Below are 16904 nucleotides of genomic sequence, written 5' to 3' on the forward strand. Positions count from 1 at the left end.
CGTGCCAGCAGGCCAACCCCTTTGTACAGGTTCGAGAGGAGCTTCCATGCGCGTCGGAGTCCGTCTCATCCTGGCCGCGCTGCCGGTCGGCGCGGCGCTGCTACTCCCCGCGACGGCCAAGGCGTGGCCCCAGCCCGACGCGGGCGACCCGTTCACCATGACCGTCGGGCGCCTGAACTGCCCGGCCGGGTCGGTGCCCGTCGTCCTGCGCAACCAGACGCGCCAGCTCGTCCGCTTCGACCTGCGGGCCGACTCCTCGACCGTGGCCTCGGGGTCGATCCCCGCGCGCAAGCAGGTGGTCAGGAACGTGCCGGTGCGCACGGGCAGCAGCGTCGAGATCGAGGCGTACTCCGTCGCCGACTCCGAGGCCGACACCCTGATCGACTCCCAGCACGTCAGGAACGACTGCCCGTGGGGCAGCAGGGCCAAGCAGCTGCCGTTCACCGGTCCGCCCACCGACCTGGTCGCCAAGCTCGCCACCGCGGCCGGCCTCGTCATCATGGGCGGCATCCTGTGGTGGTACGGCAGCATCTGGCCGCGCTCGTCCTAGGCTCCTTCGGCGAAGGCGCCGGCGCGGGCCGCCGCCAGGGCGCGCAGGGCGGAGCGCTCGGCCGCCTCCGCCGTCACCGGCTCCCGCGTCACCAGCAGCCGGTAGTACAGCGGCGCGGAGACCGCCCTGATCACCTCCTTGGCGTCGGTGCCGGGGGGCAGCTCGCCGCGCCCGACGGCGCGGTCCACCGCCTTCGCCCACTCCTCGACGCGGCGGCCGTAGAAGGCGCGCAGGGCCTTGGCGGCCTCCTCGTCGCAGGTGGCGGCGGCGATCACGGCCTGGAACGTGGCCCCGAGCCGGGGGTCGGTCACGGCCTGGAGCACCGACAGCGCGTTGGCCCGCAGGTCGCCCTCGACGGTGCCGGTGTCGGCGTGGGGTGACGACTCGTCGGCCAGTTCGTTCATCAGGTCGGCGACCAGGCCGGAAGGGGTGCCCCACCGCCGGTAGACGGTGGTCTTGCCCACGCCGGCCCGCGCCGCCACCTGGTCCATGCTCAGCCCGTGGAAGCCGCGCTCGACCAGCTCGTCCTGGGTGGCGGTGAGCACGGCGGCGCGCACCTTGGCGGTGCGGCCGCCCGGACGGACCGTCCCAGCCAAACGGGACTCTTGTTCCATTAATCCTCCTCGCGTGGTACCGTCATGCGGCATCTTAACGGAACTTCTGTCCCATTAGGGGGATCGCATGACCGTGCTGCCCGCCCCGGCCGCCGCAGGGCGGATGACCGGGCGTCAGCGTCTCGTCCTCACGCTGCTGCTCGGCTCCCAGTTCATGCTGGCCGTGGACTTCTCCATCCTCAACGTGGCCCTGCCGGTGATCGGCGCGGGCCTCGGGTTCGCGCTGGCCGACCTGCAGTGGGTCGCCACGGCGTTCGCGCTGCCCGCCGCCGGGTTCACCCTGCTGTCCGGCAGGATCGCCGACCTGTTCGGGCGCCGCAGGCTCTTCCTGGCCGGCATGGCGCTGCTCGGCGTCGCCTCCCTCGCCGGAGGGCTGGCGTCCTCGCCCGCCGCCCTGCTCGCCGCCCGCGTGGCGCAGGGCCTCGCGACCGCGATCGTCACGCCGGCCGGGCTGTCGCTCCTCACGACGTCGTTCCAGGAGGGGCCGCTGCGCGAGCGGGCGCTCGGGCTGAACGGCGCCCTGATGTCGGCCGGGTTCACCTCGGGAGCGGTGCTCGGCGGGGTGCTGACCGAACTGCTGAGCTGGCGGTGGGCCTTCCTGATCAACGTGCCCGTCGCGCTGGCCGTCGTCGCCGTGGCGCCGCTGCTGCTGAAGGAGAGCCGCCCCGACCGGCGGCCCGCCGTCGACGTGCCCGGCGCCGCGGCCGTCACGGCCGGCCTGCTGGCGCTGGTCTACGGCCTGACCCGGGCCGGCGAGCACGGCTTCGCCGACCCTCTGGCCGTCGCGGCCCTGGCCGCGGGCGCCGCGCTGCTGGTGGCCTTCTGGTTCGTGGAGCGGCGGGCCGCCGCGCCGCTCGTACCGGTGGCGATCATGTCCAGGCGCGCCGTCGCGCTGGGCAACCTCGCCGGCCTCGTCGCGTTCGCCACCGAGACCTCACTCGTCTTCCTCATGACGCTCTACCTGCAGAAGGTCCTCGGGTACTCGGCGCTCGCCACCGGGCTCGCGTTCGGCGTGCTCGGGCTCGGCACCGTGCTGGGCGGCGTGGCCGCGCCCAGGGTCCTCCGGGCGGCGGGCCCGGCCCGCGCGCTCGCCGGCGGCTTCGCCCTGCAGGCCGTCGCCACCGCCGCGCTGGCGCTGCTCGGCACCGGCACCGCGTCGCTGTGGCTGCTGCCGGCCGCCACCTTCGCCGGCGGCGTGGGCAACATGGTGGCCATCGTCGCCTTCATGGTGACCGCGACGTCCGGGCTGCCCGACTCCGAGCAGGGGCTGGCCACCGGTCTGGCCACGATGACGCAGCAGGTCGGCATCACCATGGGCATCCCCGTCATGAGCGCGGTGGTGACGGCCGCCATGGGCTCGGGGTCCGTGCTCCAGGGGGTGACCGTCGCGGTGCTCGTGAACGCCGCCCTGGCCCTCGCCGCCGCCTTCATCCGCCCTCACCGTTCGGCGATATCGAACGCGCTGCGCTAGGGTCGCCGCGTGGGAGACACGATTCAGTCGGTGGAGCGGGCGGCCGCCATCCTGCGGCTGCTCGCCTCGGGCCCCCGCCTGCTCGGCGTCGCCGAGCTGGCCAGGGCGCTGGGCCTGCCGAAGGGCACGCTGCACGGCATCCTGCGCACGCTCGTCAAGGTCGGCTTCGTCGAACAGGACGCCGCCACCGGCAAGTACCGGCTCGGCGCCACCCTGCTGCACCTCGGCAGCAGCTACCTCGACGTCAACGAGCTGCGCACCCGCTCGCTCAACTGGGCCGACGCGCTGGCCGGCCGCAGCAGGGAGAGCGCCTGGATCGGCACCCTGCACGAGGGGCACGTCCTGGTCATCCACCACGTCTTCCGCCCCGACGACAGCATGCAGACGCTGCAGGTCGGCACGTACCTGCCGGCCCACGCGAGCGCCCTGGGCAAGGTGCTGCTCGCCCACGACCCGTACGGCGAGGCCGCGCCGCCGCTCGCGCCGCACACCGGGCGCACCCTCGTCGACCCCGGCGCGCTGGAGCGCGAGCTCGACCAGGTCAGGGCGCGCGGCTGGGCGGCGGAGATGGAGGAGCTGGTGGAGGGCGAGGTGGCGCTCGCCGCCCCGATCAAGGACCCGCGCGGCATCGTGGTCGGGGCGATCGGCATCAGGGGCGCGGTCGAGCGCCTGGCCGACGGGGACGCCCCGCGCATGGAGTTCGTCTCGTACGTGCGCGACGCGGCCAGGGCCATCACGCGCTCGCTGGCCCACTGACGTCACTGTTGACACTCCCCCGCAACCTAATACGATTTCTCCCGTCGTTCGACATTGTCGAACCCCTAGCCTTGCGAGGAAGCCCCGTGCCTCGACCGCACTACGTCGCCGCCATCGACCAGGGCACCACGTCCAGCCGCTGCATCGTCTTCGACCGGTCCGGGCACATCGTCTCCGTCGCCCAACGCGAGCACCGCCAGATCTTCCCCAGGCCCGGCTGGGTCGAGCACGACGCGGACGAGATCTGGCAGGCCGTCCGGACGGTGCTGGCCGAGGCCGTCGGCGGCGCGGGCATCGGGCACGACCAGATCGCGGCCCTCGGCATCACCAACCAGCGCGAGACCACCGTCCTGTGGGAACGGGCCACCGGCCGCCCGGTCCGACCGGCGATCGTCTGGCAGGACACCCGCACCGACGCCCTCACCCACGCGCTGTCCGGGCACGAGGCGCTGTTCAGGGACAAGGCGGGCCTGCCGCTCGCCACCTACTTCTCCGGCCCCAAGATCCGCTGGCTGCTGGACGAGACCCCGGGGCTGCGCGAGCGCGCCGAACGCGGCGAGGTGCTGTTCGGCACCATGGACAGCTGGCTGATCTGGAACCTCACCGGCCGCCACGTCACCGACGTGACGAACGCCAGCCGCACCATGCTCATGAACATCCACACGCTGGCCTGGGACGACGAGCTCCTCGCCATGCTCGGCGTGCCCCGCGCCATGCTGCCCGAGATCCGCCCCTCGGCCGAGGTGTACGGCGCCACCGCCGACGGCGTCCCCGTGGCCGCGGCGCTCGGCGACCAGCAGGCCGCCCTGTTCGGCCAGACCTGCTTCTCCCCCGGCGAGACCAAGAGCACGTACGGTTCGGGCAGCTTCCTGCTCATGAACACCGGCACCGAACCGGTCGTCTCCAAGCACGGCCTGCTCACCACCGTCGGCTACCAGCTCGGCACCGGCCCGGCCACGTACGCGCTGGAGGGCGCCATCGCCGTCACCGGCTCCCTCGTGCAGTGGCTGCGCGACAACCTCGGCCTGATCTCCAGCGCGGCCGAGATCGAGACGCTCGCCAAGACCGTGCCCGACAACGGCGGCTGCTACTTCGTCCCCGCCTTCTCCGGGCTGTTCGCGCCGCACTGGCGCTCCGACGCCCGCGGCGTGATCGCCGGGCTGACCGGGTTCGTCACCAAGGGCCACCTCGCGAGGGCCGTGCTGGAGGCGACCGCCTGGCAGACCCGGGAGGTCGTCGACGCGATGAACGCCGACTCGGGACTCGACCTGGCCTCGCTGCGCGCCGACGGCGGCATGACCGCCGACAACCTCCTCATGCAGACCCTGGCCGACGTGCTCGACGTGCCCGTGATCCGCCCGATGGTGGCCGAGACCACCGCGCTCGGCGCCGCGTACGCCGCGGGCCTGGCCACCGGCTACTGGCCCGACCTCGACAGCCTGCGCGCCAACTGGCACAAGGCCGCCGAGTGGCGGCCCGCGATCGACGAGGCGGCCCGCGAACGGGAATACCGCAACTGGAAGAAGGCGGTGGCCCGCACACTCGGCTGGGTCGAGCAGTGAACGCGCCGCGAGCAGCCACAGCGAAGGAAGGCAACGCATGACCATGGGAACCGGCGCCGCCACCGGCATCGACCGGGCGGAGATCCGGCACGAGCTATCCCGGGCCGCCTTCGACCTCCTCGTGATCGGCGGCGGCATCCTCGGCACGTCCGTCGCCTGGATGGCAGCCCAGGCCGGGCTGCGGGTGGCCATGGTCGACGCGGGCGACTTCGCGGGCGCGACGTCCAGCGCGTCGTCCAAGCTGGTCCACGGCGGGCTGCGCTACCTGCAGACCGGCAACGTGCGGCTGGTCGCGGAGAACCACCGCGAGCGGCGCGCCCTGGCCGCCGACATCGCGCCCCACCTGGTCAAACCGCTCACGTTCCTGGTGCCGATCTACAAGGGCGGCCCGCACGGCGCGGCCAAGCTCGGCGCGGGCGTGTTCCTGTACTCCGCGCTGTCGGTGTTCGGCGACGGCGTGGGCAAGGTCGTCACGCCGCACCAGGCGCTGGCCAGGGTGCCCGCGCTGCGCGCCGACGGCCTGCGCGCCGCCGCCGTCTACGGCGACCACCAAATGAACGACAGCCGCGTCGCGGTCATGACCGTGCGCGCCGCCGTCGACGCCGGCGCGGTCGTGCTCAACCACGCCGAGGTCGTCGGCCTGCGCACCACGGCCGCCACCGTCACCGGCGCCGAGCTGCGCGACCGGCTCGACGGCACCGAGTTCGGCGTGGACGCCCGGCTCGTGCTCAACGCCACCGGCCCCTGGGTGGACCACCTGCGGCGGATGGAGGACCCGGGGGCGGCGCCCAGCATCCGCCTGTCCAAGGGCGCCCACCTCGTGCTGCGCCGCCACGACCCGTGGAAGGCCGCCCTCACCACGCCCATCGACAAGTACCGCGTGTCGTTCGCCATCCCCTGGGAGGACCACCTCCTGCTCGGCACCACCGACGAGGCGTACGAGGGTGACCCGGCCGCCGTGCGGGTCACCGACGCGGACATCGCGCAGATCCTCGACGAGGCCGGCCACGCCGTGCGCGACGAGCAGCTGCGCCGCGAGGACATCACGTACGCGTTCGCCGGGCTGAGGGTGCTGCCCGGCGGCCCCGGCGCGGTGGCGGCGGCCAAGCGGGAGACGGTCGTGACGAGGGGCGCGGGCGGCATGCTGTCGGTCGCGGGAGGCAAGTGGACGACGTACCGGCACATCGGCAGGCACGTCCTCGACACGCTCACCCACCTGCCCGGCCACCCGCTCGGCGACGACCTCGCCGACATCCTGCCCGCGGTGCCGCTGCCCGGCCTGGCCAGCCCCGACGCGGTGGCGCTGCGCCTGTGGAGCGACCGCGAACCGGGCGCCCGCATGGACCCCCTGGTGGCCCGCCACCTGGCCACCCACTACGGCTCGATCGCCTTCGACCTGGCCAGGCTCATCAGGGACGACCCGGCACTCGGCGAGCGCATCCACCCCGACGGCCCCGACATCTGGGCGCAGGTCGTCTACGCCCGCGACCACGAGTGGGCCGCCACGGTCGACGACGTCGCGCGCCGCCGCACGACGCTCACCGTACGCGGCCTCGACACGGCGGAGGTGCGGACCCGCATCGCCGCTCTGCTCGCGGCGGGCTGAGCAGCGCTCCCCTGGGAAGGGGGTACGCATGCGCACACCACTCAACGAAGCCCTGATGCGGCACTTCCGCGACCTGCGCGACGGCAGCCACGGCCTGGCGAGCACGCGCGAGGACAAGGAACGCCTGTTCGCGAGGGGTGTCGAACTGCTGGACCCGGTGGCGCGGACCGTGCTCGACGAGCTCAACGCCGACCTGCTGCTCGGCACGGGCGAGATCGTGGCCAGCGGCGTGACCCGCTCCCGCGAGGGCGGGCTCAACGCCATGTGGTCGCTCACCTGGCCGGAGCAGCGGGAGGCGGCGGTGCTGCCCATCGCCGTCGTCGCCCACTACGGCGCCGACTTCCACCACCCGCACCTGCGGGGCAACACGGTGGGCGACTGGCCGATGAACGTCTTCAGCCCGGCCGACGCGGCGGGCCAGCTCAACACGCTGCGCGCGATCGCCGGCGCCGACGCCCACAACCTGGTCTTCCAGTCGGACCACACCATCATCCCCGCGGTGACCCACGACTCGTACGCCGCGCCCTGACGCGCCGACCGCGCCGCGCGGGCCGTGGGCCGCCGCCGGGGACGGTCAGGCCTCGGTGAAGCCGCGCGCCCGGCCGCCCGCCGACTCGCGCACGGCCGCGGCCACGGCGGTGGCGACGTCGGGGTGGAAGACGCTCGGGATGATGTAGTTGGGGCCCAGCTCCTCGGGCGTGACCACGGCGGCCAGCGCCCCCGCGGCGGCCAGCAGCATCTCCTGCGTCACGCCGTTGGCCTGCGCGTCGAGCAGGCCGCGGAAGACGCCGGGGAAGGCCAGCACGTTGTTGATCTGGTTGGGGTAGTCGGAGCGGCCGGTGGCCACGACGGCGGCGTGCTCGCGCGCGTCGTCGGGCGACACCTCGGGCTCGGGGTTGGCCAGGGCGAACACGACCGCGCCCGGGGCCATCGTGGCGATGTCGTCGCCGGTGAGGATGCCGGGCGCGGAGACGCCCACGAACACGTCGGCGCCCTTGAGCGCGCCGCGCAGGTCGCCGGCGTAGCCCTCGGCGTTGGTGTGCTCGGCGATCCAACGCAGGGAGTCGTCGAGGTCGTCGCGGCCCTCGTGGACGGCGCCGAGGTAGTCGCAGACGATGACGTTGCGCGCGCCCGCCGCCAGCAGCAGCCGCAGCACGGCGTTGCCCGCCGCGCCCGCGCCCGCCATGGTGATCTTGACGTTCTCGATCGGCTTGTCGACCACCCGCAGCGCGTTGGTGAGCGCGGCCAGCACGCAGATGGCGGTGCCGTGCTGGTCGTCGTGGAAGACCGGGATGTCGAGCAGTTCGCGCAGCCGCCGCTCCACCTCGAAGCAGCGCGGCGCGCCGATGTCCTCCAGGTTGATGCCGCCGAACCCGGGCGCGATCAGCTGCACCGTGCGGACGATCTCGTCGACGTCCTGCGTGTCGAGGCAGATCGGCCAGGCGTCGATGCCCGCGAAGCGCTTGAACAGCGCCGCCTTGCCCTCCATGACCGGCAGCGCCGCCTCGGGCCCGATGTTGCCGAGGCCGAGCACGGCCGAGCCGTCGGTGACGACGGCGACCGTGTTGCGCTTGATGGTGAGGCGGCGGGCGTCCTCCTTGTTGCGCGCGATCGCCATGGACACCCGCGCCACGCCGGGCGTGTACGCCATCGACAGCTCGTCACGGTTGCGCAGCGGCACCTTCGACTTCATCTCGATCTTGCCGCCGAGGTGCATGAGGAACGTGCGGTCGGAGACCTTGTGGATGACGACGCCCTCCACGGCCTCCAGCTGGTCGACGATCGCCTGCGCGTGGTCGGTGTCCCTCGCCGCGCACGTCACGTCGATGCGGAGCTTCTCGTGGCCCGCGTTGGTGACGTCGAGGGCGGTCACCACGCCCCCGGCCGACTCTACGGCGTGGGTGAGCTGGCTGACGGCCTTGCCGCCTGCGGGCACCTCGAGCCGCACGGTGATGGAGTACGACACACTCGGGACGGTCGCCACGTCAATCGCTCCTTCGGGACTGACCAAGAAGTCCTCCCATGGTAGGGGCGATTCGGTCAACCCAAGGACTCCGCGGCCCTGACGATCAGATCGACGCACGTCGGGACGGGGATGGTGGTGCTGTCGAGCACCAGGTGGTACAGCCGCGCGTCGGCCGGGTCGGCGCGGTAGAAGTGCCGTACGTACGCGGTCCTGGCGCGGTCGTTGGCCTCGATGAGCCTGCGTGCCTCGCGCTCGCCCATCTCGTTCAGCGTGGCCGTCTGCCGCACGCGGCGCTCCTGCGGGGCGTCGAGCCGTACGTGCAGCGCGCCCGGCACGTCGGCCAGCACGAGCGCGCCCGCCCGGCCGAGGAAGACCCCGCCGGTGGCGCGCGCGGTGTCACGCAGCAGCCGCTCGGTGTGGCGGACGAACTCCTCGGGCGGCAACGGCATCGCGCCCGAGACGTACATGTCCACCCCGCCGAACGTGACCGTGGGCAGGCGCATGGCCCCCGACAGCAGCCGGCCGAGGCCGTGCTCGGCGCGGTCGTCGTGGGCCAGCGCCTCCTCCAGGGTGCAGCCGAGCTCCTGGGCGACGGCGCTGGGGATGGCGCGGTCGACGAAGGGCACGCCCAGCATCTCGGCGACGGCCGGGCCGATGTGGCCCCCGGCCGTGCCGTACGTCGCCGAGACGGTGACGACCCGCATACCCCCAGGCTAGAACAGTGCGCTCGCCAAGGCTCTCCGCGCCTTGGTCAAGGACGGGTCGTCGGCGGGCAGGGCGTCGAACAACCCGAGCAGGTGACGCCGCGCCCTGTCGCGCTCGTCGCCCGAGGTGCGCTTCACGACCGCGATGACCCGCTCGAACGCCTCGTCGACCCTGCCCGCCATCATGTCGAGGTCGGCCGCGAGGAGGTGGGCGTCGATGTCGGACGGGTCCTGGACGCGCCGCTGGACGTCGGCCGGGTCGGCCTCGGAGGTGCGCTTGATGAGGCCCACTCCCGCGAGGCCCATCCTGGCGTCCTCGTTGCCCGGCGCCCTGGCCAGCAGCCGCTCGTACGCCTGGGCCGCCGCGTCGAGGTCGCCCCTGTCGATGGCCTGCTCGGCCGCCACCAGGTCGGGGTCGGCGGGCGGCCCCGCGGGCGCCTCCTCCCCCTCGGCCGGCCTGACACCGGGGTTGGCCTGGTAGAACTGTTCGACGGCCGCCATCAGCTCGTCGAGCCAGCGGCGCACCTCCTGCTCGGGCAGCACCTGCTGGAAGCCGGTGACGGCCTGCCCCTGGAAGATCGCGAGCACGGTCGGGACGGCCTGCACCCGCAGCGCCTGCGCGATCTGCGGGCTGAGGTCGACGTTGACCCTGGCGAGGACCGCCGCGCCGCCCAGGTCGCCGACCACCTTCTCCAGCACGGGGCTGAGCTGGGCGCTGCCGGGCGCCCGAGGTGACCACAGGTCGAGGACGACGGGCACCGTCATCGACCGGTCGATGACGTCGGTCGTGAACGTCTCCTCGGTCACGTCGACGATCGAGGCCGACGAGGCCCCCTGGGCGCCGGCGGCCTCCCGCCTGGCCTGCGCCTCCAGTGCCTGCTTGCGCGCGCCCAGATCCACGGCTCCGTAGAGCGATCCGGGCCTAGAGAAGTCCGCCATGTTCTTCATCTTGCCGCATGGCGGAGCCGGAGAAGTCACCCGCCGCCACCCGCAGCGTGCGCAGCTGGTCGAACATCTGCCGCAGCTCGTCCTCGCCGTACATGCCGAGCCCGAACTCGGCCGCCATCAGGTCGTCCGTGGCGCGCCGCACGACGTCCCTCCCCGCCTCGCTGATCTCGGCGAGGACGCCGCGCCCGTCCAGCGGGTTCGGCAGGCGGCGGACGAACCCGGAGCGCTCCAGCCGGTCCACGGTGTTGGTGACGCTGGTCGGGTGCACCATGAGCCGCTCACCGATCTTGCGCAGCGGGAGCGCCCCCTTCTTGCTGAACGTCAGCAGCACCAGCGCCTCGTACCTGGCGAAGGTCAGGTCGTACGGCTTGAGCAGCGAGTCGAGTTGCGACAGCAGGATCTGGTGCGCTCTCATGATCGAGGTCACGGCCGCCATCGCGGACGAGGCCCCGAAGTGGGCCCGCCACGTCCGCGCGGCGCGGTCGATGGGGTCGAACGGCAGGTTGAGCGGCTTCTGCTGGGACACAAGCGCTACGGTAGCGCGCCCCTCGTCCCGGTTCGCGTGGTTACTCTGCGCGACAGGAAGGGCCGCTTGGCCAAGAATCCGGACGTCAATCATCACGCTCAGTTATGGTTCTCGCATCGAATGGTGACGCGGAGGCCAAGTCCATCAGCCGTGGGGACCGGCATGGGCCGTGCTCCTCCGCCTCGCCGAGGGGGCACGGGGGGTGCTTGATGAACGTCAACGGGGACAAGCGTGCGTGAGCACGCGGGCGTTACACGCGAGGAGCTGAAGCAGAGCGCGGCCGTCACGGTGGCCGTGCTCCTCGCTCTCGGCCTGGTCGCGGCGTGGAACGTCCTCATCCCAGGCGTCGACGCGTGGGAGAACATCGTGGCCGCGGTCATCGGCTCGCTGCGGATGACCGGGCCCGTGGCCGCCGCCTTCGCCGCCTGGGTCGCCCTGCGCAAGCGCAGGGCGCTGCGCGGCCGTCCGGTGACGGCGTGGGTGGCGCTGAAGGCGCCGCTCGCGATCGTCGTCGTGGTGCTCGGCTCGTTCGCCGCCACGGTGCTGGTGCTGGCGATCAAGACGGTGCTGACCGAGCAGTCGGGGCGTCTCAGCCTGGCCGGGCTCGGCATGGGCATGGCGGGCCTGGCGCTCTACTCCGTCATCGGGTGGGTGGCCGGGTGGGTGGCGCCCAGGCCGTTCACGCCGCCGCTGGCCGGCCTCGCCTGCTACGCGCTGTTCTCGTGGCTGGCCGACGACCGCGGCTGGGCCGACAGGCTCGCGCCCGGCACCGGCGAGCCGTACGACCTGTTCCAGGGGCTGAACGGCGCCGCCTTCTTCGACCAGACGATCTGGCTGCTCGGCATCACAGGGGCGCTGCTGCTCGGCTGGGCGGCGCTGGTCACCAGGCAGGCGCTGGTGCTGGCGTGCGCGCTGCTCGCGGTGCTCGCGGCCGGCGCGGGCGTGGCGCGCATGCTGGCCCAGCCGGTGCCCGCCGCGGCCGAGGACATCGCGTACGCCTGCCAGGAGTGGCCGATCACGGTGTGCGTCCATCCGGGCATGCGGGCGGGGCTGACCGAGCTGGGCGCGGCCTTCACCCCGATCGCCTCGCGGCTGGCCGGCACGCCCGCCGCGTTCACGAGGGTGGAGCAGCGGCCGCTCGGCGACGAGCTGAAGCCGTCCAACGGGCTCGCGCCGATCCACGTGCCCGACCTGTCGGCGGGCTTCGCCGAGCAGGCGGCGTACGAGTACATCGAGTCGCTCGCGGCCAGGTGCAAGGACTCCGTGGCCGAGGGCTACAGGGAGATCGTGATGGCGTGGCTGCGCGGCGAGCCGCTGCCCGGCGGCCCGCTGCCCGAGCACCAGTACGCCGCCGCCAGGTTCGCGTCGCTGAGCGAGGCGCAGCGCAGGGAGTGGCTGCGGATGTTCTTCAGCGACTTCCAGCGGTGCGGCCTGTCGGGCACGCACTTCGGCGGCGGCCTGCCGCGCTCCCAGCTCGCCACGCCGGCCAGCAGGCCCGCGCCGGAGGCGAGCCACGTGTATCCGGTGTATCCGTCTCCCGACCATACCGATCCGAAGATGTCACCAAACGGCTGGCAATGATGATCGGCCAGCGGGTAGTCATGCTCGCATGACGACTTCCCGTACGGCGCCGTCCGAGCCGACGCTCGGGCGGCGCCGGAGGTGGTGGCGCTACCTGGCCGGGCTGCTCGTGCTGGCGGTCCTGCTGGTCGTGGGCGGCCGGCTGGCCTGGTCGTGGCTCAACCCGTTCGGCGAGCGCACCGTCGACCGCAGCCAGCCCGTCCTGCTCCAGTCGATCAAGGACCTGAGCCGGTTCGAGGCGGCGACGGGCACCTTCCAGGTGGTCGTGGACCTGGAGAAGGACGCCCCGTTCCTGCCCGACGCGATCAAGGGCTCTCGCACGCTGTTCGTCGGCGCGGGGGGCGTCGACGCGTACGTCGACTTCTCGGCGCTGGGGGCCGACGCCGTCACCGTCTCGGAGGACCGCACCCGGGCCACCGTGCGCCTGCCGCACGCGCAGTTGGAGAAGCCGAACCTGGACAACAGGCGCTCTTACGTGTTCGCCGAGCAGCGGGGGCTGTTCGACCGGGTCCAGGACTTCCTGTCGTCGTCGCCCGACGACCAGCGGGAGCTGTACACGCTGGCGGAGCGGAAGATCGGGGAGGCGGCGGCGGCCAGCGACCTGCGCGCCAGGGCCGACGCCAACACCAGGGCGATGATGGAGGGCCTGCTCAGATCCCTCGGGTTCAGCAAGGTCACGGTGGAGTTCACCGGGGAGCCCTAGGCGGGACGGGCCGTCCTACAGCGCCTTAGGTGGTCGGCGCCCCCTCCTTAGGAGCTCGGTATTTAGGCCTAAGACCCGAGATAGGACATCCGCCCGATGTGTCGGGGTGGGCCTTAGGAGGAGTCTTGAGAGTGCAAGGGAACGAGCACTCAGGAGCAGGAATGAACGCCGAACTCGAGTACGCCGTGATGCAGAGCCACGCCGACGAGCTGCGCAGGGCCGCCGCCGAGCACCGCCGCGCCCGCCAGGCCGGCCAGGAGGCCCGGGGCGAGCGCCGCAACCGCTCGCTGCTCGCCAGGTTCCTCGCCTCATGACCGCCCACAAGCAGCCCGGCCGCAACCTCCCTCGCGGCCGGGCTGAAACGCCTCCTTAGCGGAGGCAAGCCCGCCGGTCTTGGGTTGGACCGGACGCGCAAGGTAACGCAGGGCCCCGGTCCATTCCTGGTCGGACCGGGGCCCCGCGCTTTCCACCATCACCCGGGCCGCCCTCACCGGGACCGCATGCCGCACCGCGTGGCCGCCTTCACCGGGCGGCCGTCTCCAGCGGGCGGCCGGTTCCGGGGCGGGGCCGTCCGAGTTCGGTGGTCAGGACTTCGGGACGCTGATGATCAGGGCGTCGCCCTGGCCGCCGCCCCCGCACAGGCCCGCCGCGCCGAGGCCGCCGCCGCGCCGCTTCAGCTCGTGCGCGAGCGTCAGCACGATCCTCGCGCCGGAGACGCCGATGGGGTGGCCGAGCGCGATGCCGCCGCCGTTGACGTTCACCTTCTCCATCGGCACGCCGAGTTCCTTGGCCGACTGCAGCACCACGCTGGCGAACGCCTCGTTGATCTCGACGAGGTCGAGGTCGGCGGCCGTCACGCCCTGCTTGGCCATGGCGTGCTTGATCGCGTTGGCGGGCTGCGACTGCAGCGAGGCGTCGGGCCCCGCGACGTTGCCGTGCCTGCCGATCTCGGCCAGCCAGGGCAGGCCGAGCTCCTCCGCCTTGGCCTTGGACATCACCACGACGGCGCAGGCGCCGTCGGAGATCTGCGACGCCGACCCGGCGGTGATGGTGCCGTCGGCCGCGAAGGCGGGCCGCAGCTTGGCCAGCGTCTCGACGGTGGTGTCGCCGCGCACGCCCTCGTCCTCGCGGACGACGACCGGCTCGCCGCGCCGCTGCGGGATCTCGACGGGGACGATCTCGTCCTCGAACAGGCCGTTCTTGATGGCCGCGGCGGCGAGCTGGTGGGAGCGGGCGGACAGGGCGTCCTGCTCCTCGCGGCCGATGCCGAGCCTGGCGTTGTGCCGCTCGGTGGACTCGCCCATCGCGCACTGGTCGAAGGCGCAGAACAGGCCGTCGTGCGCCATGGAGTCGATCACCTCGGAGCCGCCGTACTTGACGCCCTTGCGCAGGCCGGGCAGCAGGTGGGGGGCGTTGGTCATGGACTCCATGCCCCCGGCCACCACGATGTCGAACTCTCCGGCGCGGATGAGCTGGTCGGCCATGGCGATGGCGTCGAGGCCCGACAGGCAGACCTTGTTGATGGTGATGGACGGCACGGTCATGGGGATGCCGGCCTGGACCGCGGCCTGGCGGGACGGGATCTGGCCCGCGCCGGCCTGGAGGACCTGGCCCATGATGACGTACTCGACGGCCTCGGGGGCGACTCCGGCGCGCTCGAGCGCGGCCTTGATGGCGATGCCGCCCAGGTCGACGGCACGCAGGCCGGACAGTCCGCCCAGCAGCTTGCCTATGGGGGTGCGGGCTCCGGCGACGATGACGGAACCGGACATGGCGGGCCTCCTGTGCTCACGTGGGGTTCTTTGACACCATACCCACGAGTAGGAGGACGTCCGCTATGGAGGTGGGCCACACAATGTTCATGCGCATCGACCATGTCGGGATCGCGTGCCGCGACCTCGACGAGAAGATCCGGCTTTTCTCGGAGCTCTTCGAGCTCACGGTGGTCGCGCGGGAGGTGAACGAGGAGCAGGGCGTCAAGGAGGCCATGCTGCATATCGCCGACGGCGAAGGCGGGGGCTCCTACATTCAGCTCCTTGAACCCCTCACGGAAGACTCGCCTGTGGGAAAATTCCTCGCTAAGCGGGGCGAGGGCGTACACCACGTGGCATTCGGCGTGCCCGACGTCGCCGAGGCCATGGATAAGATCAACGAGAAGGGCGTGAGGCTGCTTGACGAGCGTCCCCGACACGGGTCCATGGGTTCGCAGATCGCGTTTCTGCATCCGAAAGACGTGGGAGGAATGCTCACTGAGTTGGTCCAAGCGGCCAGGCCCTAGCAAACCAAGAAAACGCTTATAAGTAACGAGTCACGCAGAAAGTTGGACGGGGCCTCCAAGGCGGCACCGGCGGAGTACGCTGGCCTTCCACCGGACAAGGAGCCTGCGCCGGGCGCGGGCTCCTGGCTCGGGTGCCCCGAACCCCCCGTCCGGCCCGTGTAGCCGTCTCGACAACCCAGGATCGAGCCTCCATGCAGTCCGACATCGACGCACAGCTCAACAACTTCTTCGAGGACGCCCCAGCCCGCGAGTTCGACGTCGTGCTCCGCGGTTACGACCGGCACCAGGTCCACGACCATCTCAAGCAGCTCGACGGCGAGCTCCGCCAGGCCCGCGAGCAGGTCTCCACCCTGCAGCGCGAGCTGGGCGACTCCCAGCGCCAGCTCCAGGAGCAGGAGCGACCCACCTACTCCGGCCTCGGCGCCCGCATCGAGCAGCTGCTCAGGCTGGCCGAGGAGCAGGCCACCGAGCTGGTGCAGGCCGCCAGGTCCGAGGCCAACGAGATCAAGGCCGCCGCCAAGGTCGAGGCCGCGGACATGCGGGCCGCCGCCGAGGCCGAGGCCGCCGAGAAGCGCGCCCAGGCCACCCGCGAGAGCGACGAGATGCGCCAGGCCGCCGAGCGCGACGCCGAGGAGATCCGCTCCACGGCCCGCCGCGAGGCCGACGAGCTGACCAACACCACCGAGCGCGAGGTCGCCAAGCTGCGGGCCACCGCCGACCACGAGGTCGCCGAGAAGCGGGCCGACGCCGAGCGGGAGATCGCCAAGCTGCGCACCACCACCGAGCGCGAGGTGGCCCAGCTGCGTGCCTCCACCAAGCGCGAGCGCGACGAGGTGCTCACCACGGCGAAGCGGCAGGCCGACGAGATGCGCGCCCAGGCGCAGCGGGTCCTGGAGGAGTCCGAGGCGAAGCGGGCGCAGGACGAAGCGGAGTTCGAGATCCAGCTCGCGGCCCGGCGCGAGGAGGCCGAGCGGCAGGAGGCCGAGCGCCACGCCACCGCGCAGGCCGCCACCCAGAAGCTGGTCGCCGAGGCCGAGCAGCGCGCCGCCACCGCCGAGTCGCGGGCCACGAAGGCCACGCAGCAGGCCGAGCAGACCCGCCGCGAGGCCGACCTGCACGCCAAGCAGCTCGTGGCGAACGCCCGCAAGAGCTCCGAGACCATCGTGGCCGAGGCCAAGGCGAGCGCCGAGACGATCGTCACCGACGCGAAGAACGAGGCCGAGCGCACCCGTGCGACGATGCAGCGCCAGGTCGACGAGCTGACGAGGCAGCGCGACAGCATCACCAGCCACCTGGCCCAGCTCCGTCAGCTCCTCGGCGGCGCCCCGCTGCCCGGCCTGGAGCCCGAGCCGGTGGTCACGGCGGCCCCGCCGAAGCCGGCCATCGCCGCGGCCGAGCCCTCGGCTCCCGCTCCGGCGCCCGCGCCCAAGGTCGAGGCCGCCTCGCCCGTCACCGCCAAGCCCGCCAGCGGCAAGGCCGACGACGACGCGGAGTGGTGGCAGGAGTAGGCGACCGCTCGGGCACGAGCCGCGTGCCCGCCCCTGGGGCTGAATGACGGTGGAGAGAGCCTGGCGACCCGACGGTCGCTAGGCTCTCTCCGTGTTGTAGGGCCTGTACGGCTCGTTGTGGTATCCCCCGA

Annotated in this window: 17 protein-coding genes; 11 read left to right on the top strand and 6 right to left on the bottom strand. The window is 72.6% G+C overall.

All coding sequences use genetic code 11. From position 1 onward, the window contains the following. Positions 1-46: 46 nt before the first annotated feature. Entirely contained in the window at positions 47-550 is a 504-nt protein-coding gene (locus BMX74_RS22195) for a hypothetical protein (protein WP_055507036.1), read from the top strand. Here BMX74_RS22195 and BMX74_RS22200 read toward each other — a convergent pair. Beyond that, the gene (locus BMX74_RS22200; protein WP_091102470.1) at positions 547-1164 is read right to left on the bottom strand and encodes a TetR/AcrR family transcriptional regulator; all 618 of its coding nucleotides are present in this window, start codon (positions 1162-1164) and stop codon (positions 547-549) included. The genes BMX74_RS22195 and BMX74_RS22200 overlap by 4 nt on opposite strands. Before the next feature lie 67 nt (positions 1165-1231). Here BMX74_RS22200 and BMX74_RS22205 point away from each other — a divergent pair, with 67 nt between their 5' ends. From BMX74_RS22205 to BMX74_RS22225, 5 genes are all read left to right on the top strand, one after another. Next, positions 1232-2635, top strand: a complete 1404-nt coding sequence (locus BMX74_RS22205) for an MFS transporter (RefSeq protein ID WP_091102473.1) — start codon at positions 1232-1234, stop codon at positions 2633-2635. 9 nt (positions 2636-2644) lie between these two features. Further along, positions 2645-3391: an IclR family transcriptional regulator gene (locus BMX74_RS22210; protein WP_091102476.1), complete on the top strand. Its 747-nt coding sequence runs from the start codon at positions 2645-2647 to the stop codon at positions 3389-3391. Positions 3392-3477: 86 nt separating this feature from the next. Beyond that, the gene (gene glpK, locus BMX74_RS22215; RefSeq protein ID WP_091102478.1) at positions 3478-4953 is read left to right on the top strand and encodes a glycerol kinase GlpK; all 1476 of its coding nucleotides are present in this window, start codon (positions 3478-3480) and stop codon (positions 4951-4953) included. Positions 4954-4990: 37 nt separating this feature from the next. Then, positions 4991-6559: a glycerol-3-phosphate dehydrogenase/oxidase gene (locus BMX74_RS22220; protein ID WP_177227467.1), complete on the top strand. Its 1569-nt coding sequence runs from the start codon at positions 4991-4993 to the stop codon at positions 6557-6559. A 28-nt stretch (positions 6560-6587) separates the two neighbouring features. Next, positions 6588-7088 carry a hypothetical protein gene (locus BMX74_RS22225; RefSeq protein ID WP_055507023.1) on the top strand — a complete coding sequence of 167 codons (501 nt, stop codon included), beginning with the start codon at positions 6588-6590 and terminating at the stop codon, positions 7086-7088. A 45-nt stretch (positions 7089-7133) separates the two neighbouring features. Here BMX74_RS22225 and BMX74_RS22230 read toward each other — a convergent pair whose 3' ends face one another. The 4 genes from BMX74_RS22230 to BMX74_RS22245 are packed head-to-tail and all read right to left on the bottom strand — an operon-like array spanning position 7134 to position 10703. Beyond that, positions 7134-8543: an NAD-dependent malic enzyme gene (locus BMX74_RS22230; protein ID WP_055507021.1), complete on the bottom strand. Its 1410-nt coding sequence runs from the start codon at positions 8541-8543 to the stop codon at positions 7134-7136. A gap of 56 nt (positions 8544-8599) precedes the next feature. Beyond that, entirely contained in the window at positions 8600-9229 is a 630-nt protein-coding gene (locus tag BMX74_RS22235) for a cytidylate kinase-like family protein (RefSeq protein ID WP_055507019.1), read from the bottom strand. Between the two features lie 9 nt (positions 9230-9238). Further along, positions 9239-10168 (bottom strand): tetratricopeptide repeat protein, encoded by a 930-nt coding sequence (locus BMX74_RS22240; protein WP_055507017.1) that lies wholly within the window; start codon positions 10166-10168, stop codon positions 9239-9241. Then, complete coding sequence (locus BMX74_RS22245; protein ID WP_256257113.1) at positions 10152-10703, bottom strand: MarR family winged helix-turn-helix transcriptional regulator; 552 nt, start codon at positions 10701-10703, stop codon at positions 10152-10154. The genes BMX74_RS22240 and BMX74_RS22245 overlap by 17 nt, the downstream gene beginning before the upstream one ends. 231 nt (positions 10704-10934) lie before the next feature. On the opposite strand from BMX74_RS22245, the gene BMX74_RS22250 reads away from it, so the two are divergent. The 3 genes from BMX74_RS22250 (at position 10935) to BMX74_RS44275 (ending at position 13301) form a co-directional block, all read left to right on the top strand. After that, positions 10935-12284, top strand: coding sequence for a hypothetical protein (locus BMX74_RS22250; protein ID WP_055507013.1), 1350 nt, complete (start codon positions 10935-10937; stop codon positions 12282-12284). A 28-nt stretch (positions 12285-12312) separates the two neighbouring features. Continuing rightward, entirely contained in the window at positions 12313-12987 is a 675-nt protein-coding gene (locus BMX74_RS22255; RefSeq protein WP_055507011.1) for a DUF4230 domain-containing protein, read from the top strand. Between the two features lie 161 nt (positions 12988-13148). Beyond that, complete coding sequence (locus tag BMX74_RS44275; protein WP_176573517.1) at positions 13149-13301, top strand: hypothetical protein; 153 nt, start codon at positions 13149-13151, stop codon at positions 13299-13301. 270 nt (positions 13302-13571) lie between these two features. Here BMX74_RS44275 and BMX74_RS22260 read toward each other — a convergent pair whose 3' ends face one another. After that, positions 13572-14759, bottom strand: coding sequence for an acetyl-CoA C-acetyltransferase (locus tag BMX74_RS22260; RefSeq protein WP_055507009.1), 1188 nt, complete (start codon positions 14757-14759; stop codon positions 13572-13574). An 83-nt stretch (positions 14760-14842) separates the two neighbouring features. On the opposite strand from BMX74_RS22260, the gene mce reads away from it, so the two are divergent. Beyond that, complete coding sequence (mce, locus tag BMX74_RS22265) at positions 14843-15265, top strand: methylmalonyl-CoA epimerase (protein ID WP_055507523.1); 423 nt, start codon at positions 14843-14845, stop codon at positions 15263-15265. 191 nt (positions 15266-15456) lie between these two features. Beyond that, positions 15457-16773 carry a DivIVA domain-containing protein gene (locus tag BMX74_RS22270; protein ID WP_091102481.1) on the top strand — a complete coding sequence of 439 codons (1317 nt, stop codon included), beginning with the start codon at positions 15457-15459 and terminating at the stop codon, positions 16771-16773. Positions 16774-16904: the final 131 nt, after the last annotated feature.

Origin of the sequence: Nonomuraea pusilla (assembly GCF_900109355.1) — a bacterium.
Taxonomy (GTDB): Bacteria; Actinomycetota; Actinomycetes; order Streptosporangiales; family Streptosporangiaceae; genus Nonomuraea; species Nonomuraea pusilla.

What these genes read in the sequence shown, in the direction of transcription:
- BMX74_RS22195 (WP_055507036.1), top strand. Translation starts at nt 47, where the DNA reads ATGCGCGTCGGAGTCCGTCTCATCCTGGCCGCGCTGCCGGTCGGCGCG.
- BMX74_RS22200 (WP_091102470.1), bottom strand. Translation starts at nt 1,164, where the DNA reads ATGGAACAAGAGTCCCGTTTGGCTGGGACGGTCCGTCCGGGCGGCCGC.
- BMX74_RS22205 (WP_091102473.1), top strand. Translation starts at nt 1,232, where the DNA reads ATGACCGTGCTGCCCGCCCCGGCCGCCGCAGGGCGGATGACCGGGCGT.
- BMX74_RS22220 (WP_177227467.1), top strand. Translation starts at nt 4,991, where the DNA reads ATGACCATGGGAACCGGCGCCGCCACCGGCATCGACCGGGCGGAGATC.
- BMX74_RS22225 (WP_055507023.1), top strand. Translation starts at nt 6,588, where the DNA reads ATGCGCACACCACTCAACGAAGCCCTGATGCGGCACTTCCGCGACCTG.
- BMX74_RS22235 (WP_055507019.1), bottom strand. Translation starts at nt 9,229, where the DNA reads ATGCGGGTCGTCACCGTCTCGGCGACGTACGGCACGGCCGGGGGCCAC.
- BMX74_RS22240 (WP_055507017.1), bottom strand. Translation starts at nt 10,168, where the DNA reads ATGGCGGACTTCTCTAGGCCCGGATCGCTCTACGGAGCCGTGGATCTG.
- BMX74_RS22255 (WP_055507011.1), top strand. Translation starts at nt 12,313, where the DNA reads ATGACGACTTCCCGTACGGCGCCGTCCGAGCCGACGCTCGGGCGGCGC.
- BMX74_RS44275 (WP_176573517.1), top strand. Translation starts at nt 13,149, where the DNA reads ATGAACGCCGAACTCGAGTACGCCGTGATGCAGAGCCACGCCGACGAG.
- BMX74_RS22260 (WP_055507009.1), bottom strand. Translation starts at nt 14,759, where the DNA reads ATGTCCGGTTCCGTCATCGTCGCCGGAGCCCGCACCCCCATAGGCAAG.
- mce (WP_055507523.1), top strand. Translation starts at nt 14,843, where the DNA reads ATGTTCATGCGCATCGACCATGTCGGGATCGCGTGCCGCGACCTCGAC.
- BMX74_RS22270 (WP_091102481.1), top strand. Translation starts at nt 15,457, where the DNA reads ATGCAGTCCGACATCGACGCACAGCTCAACAACTTCTTCGAGGACGCC.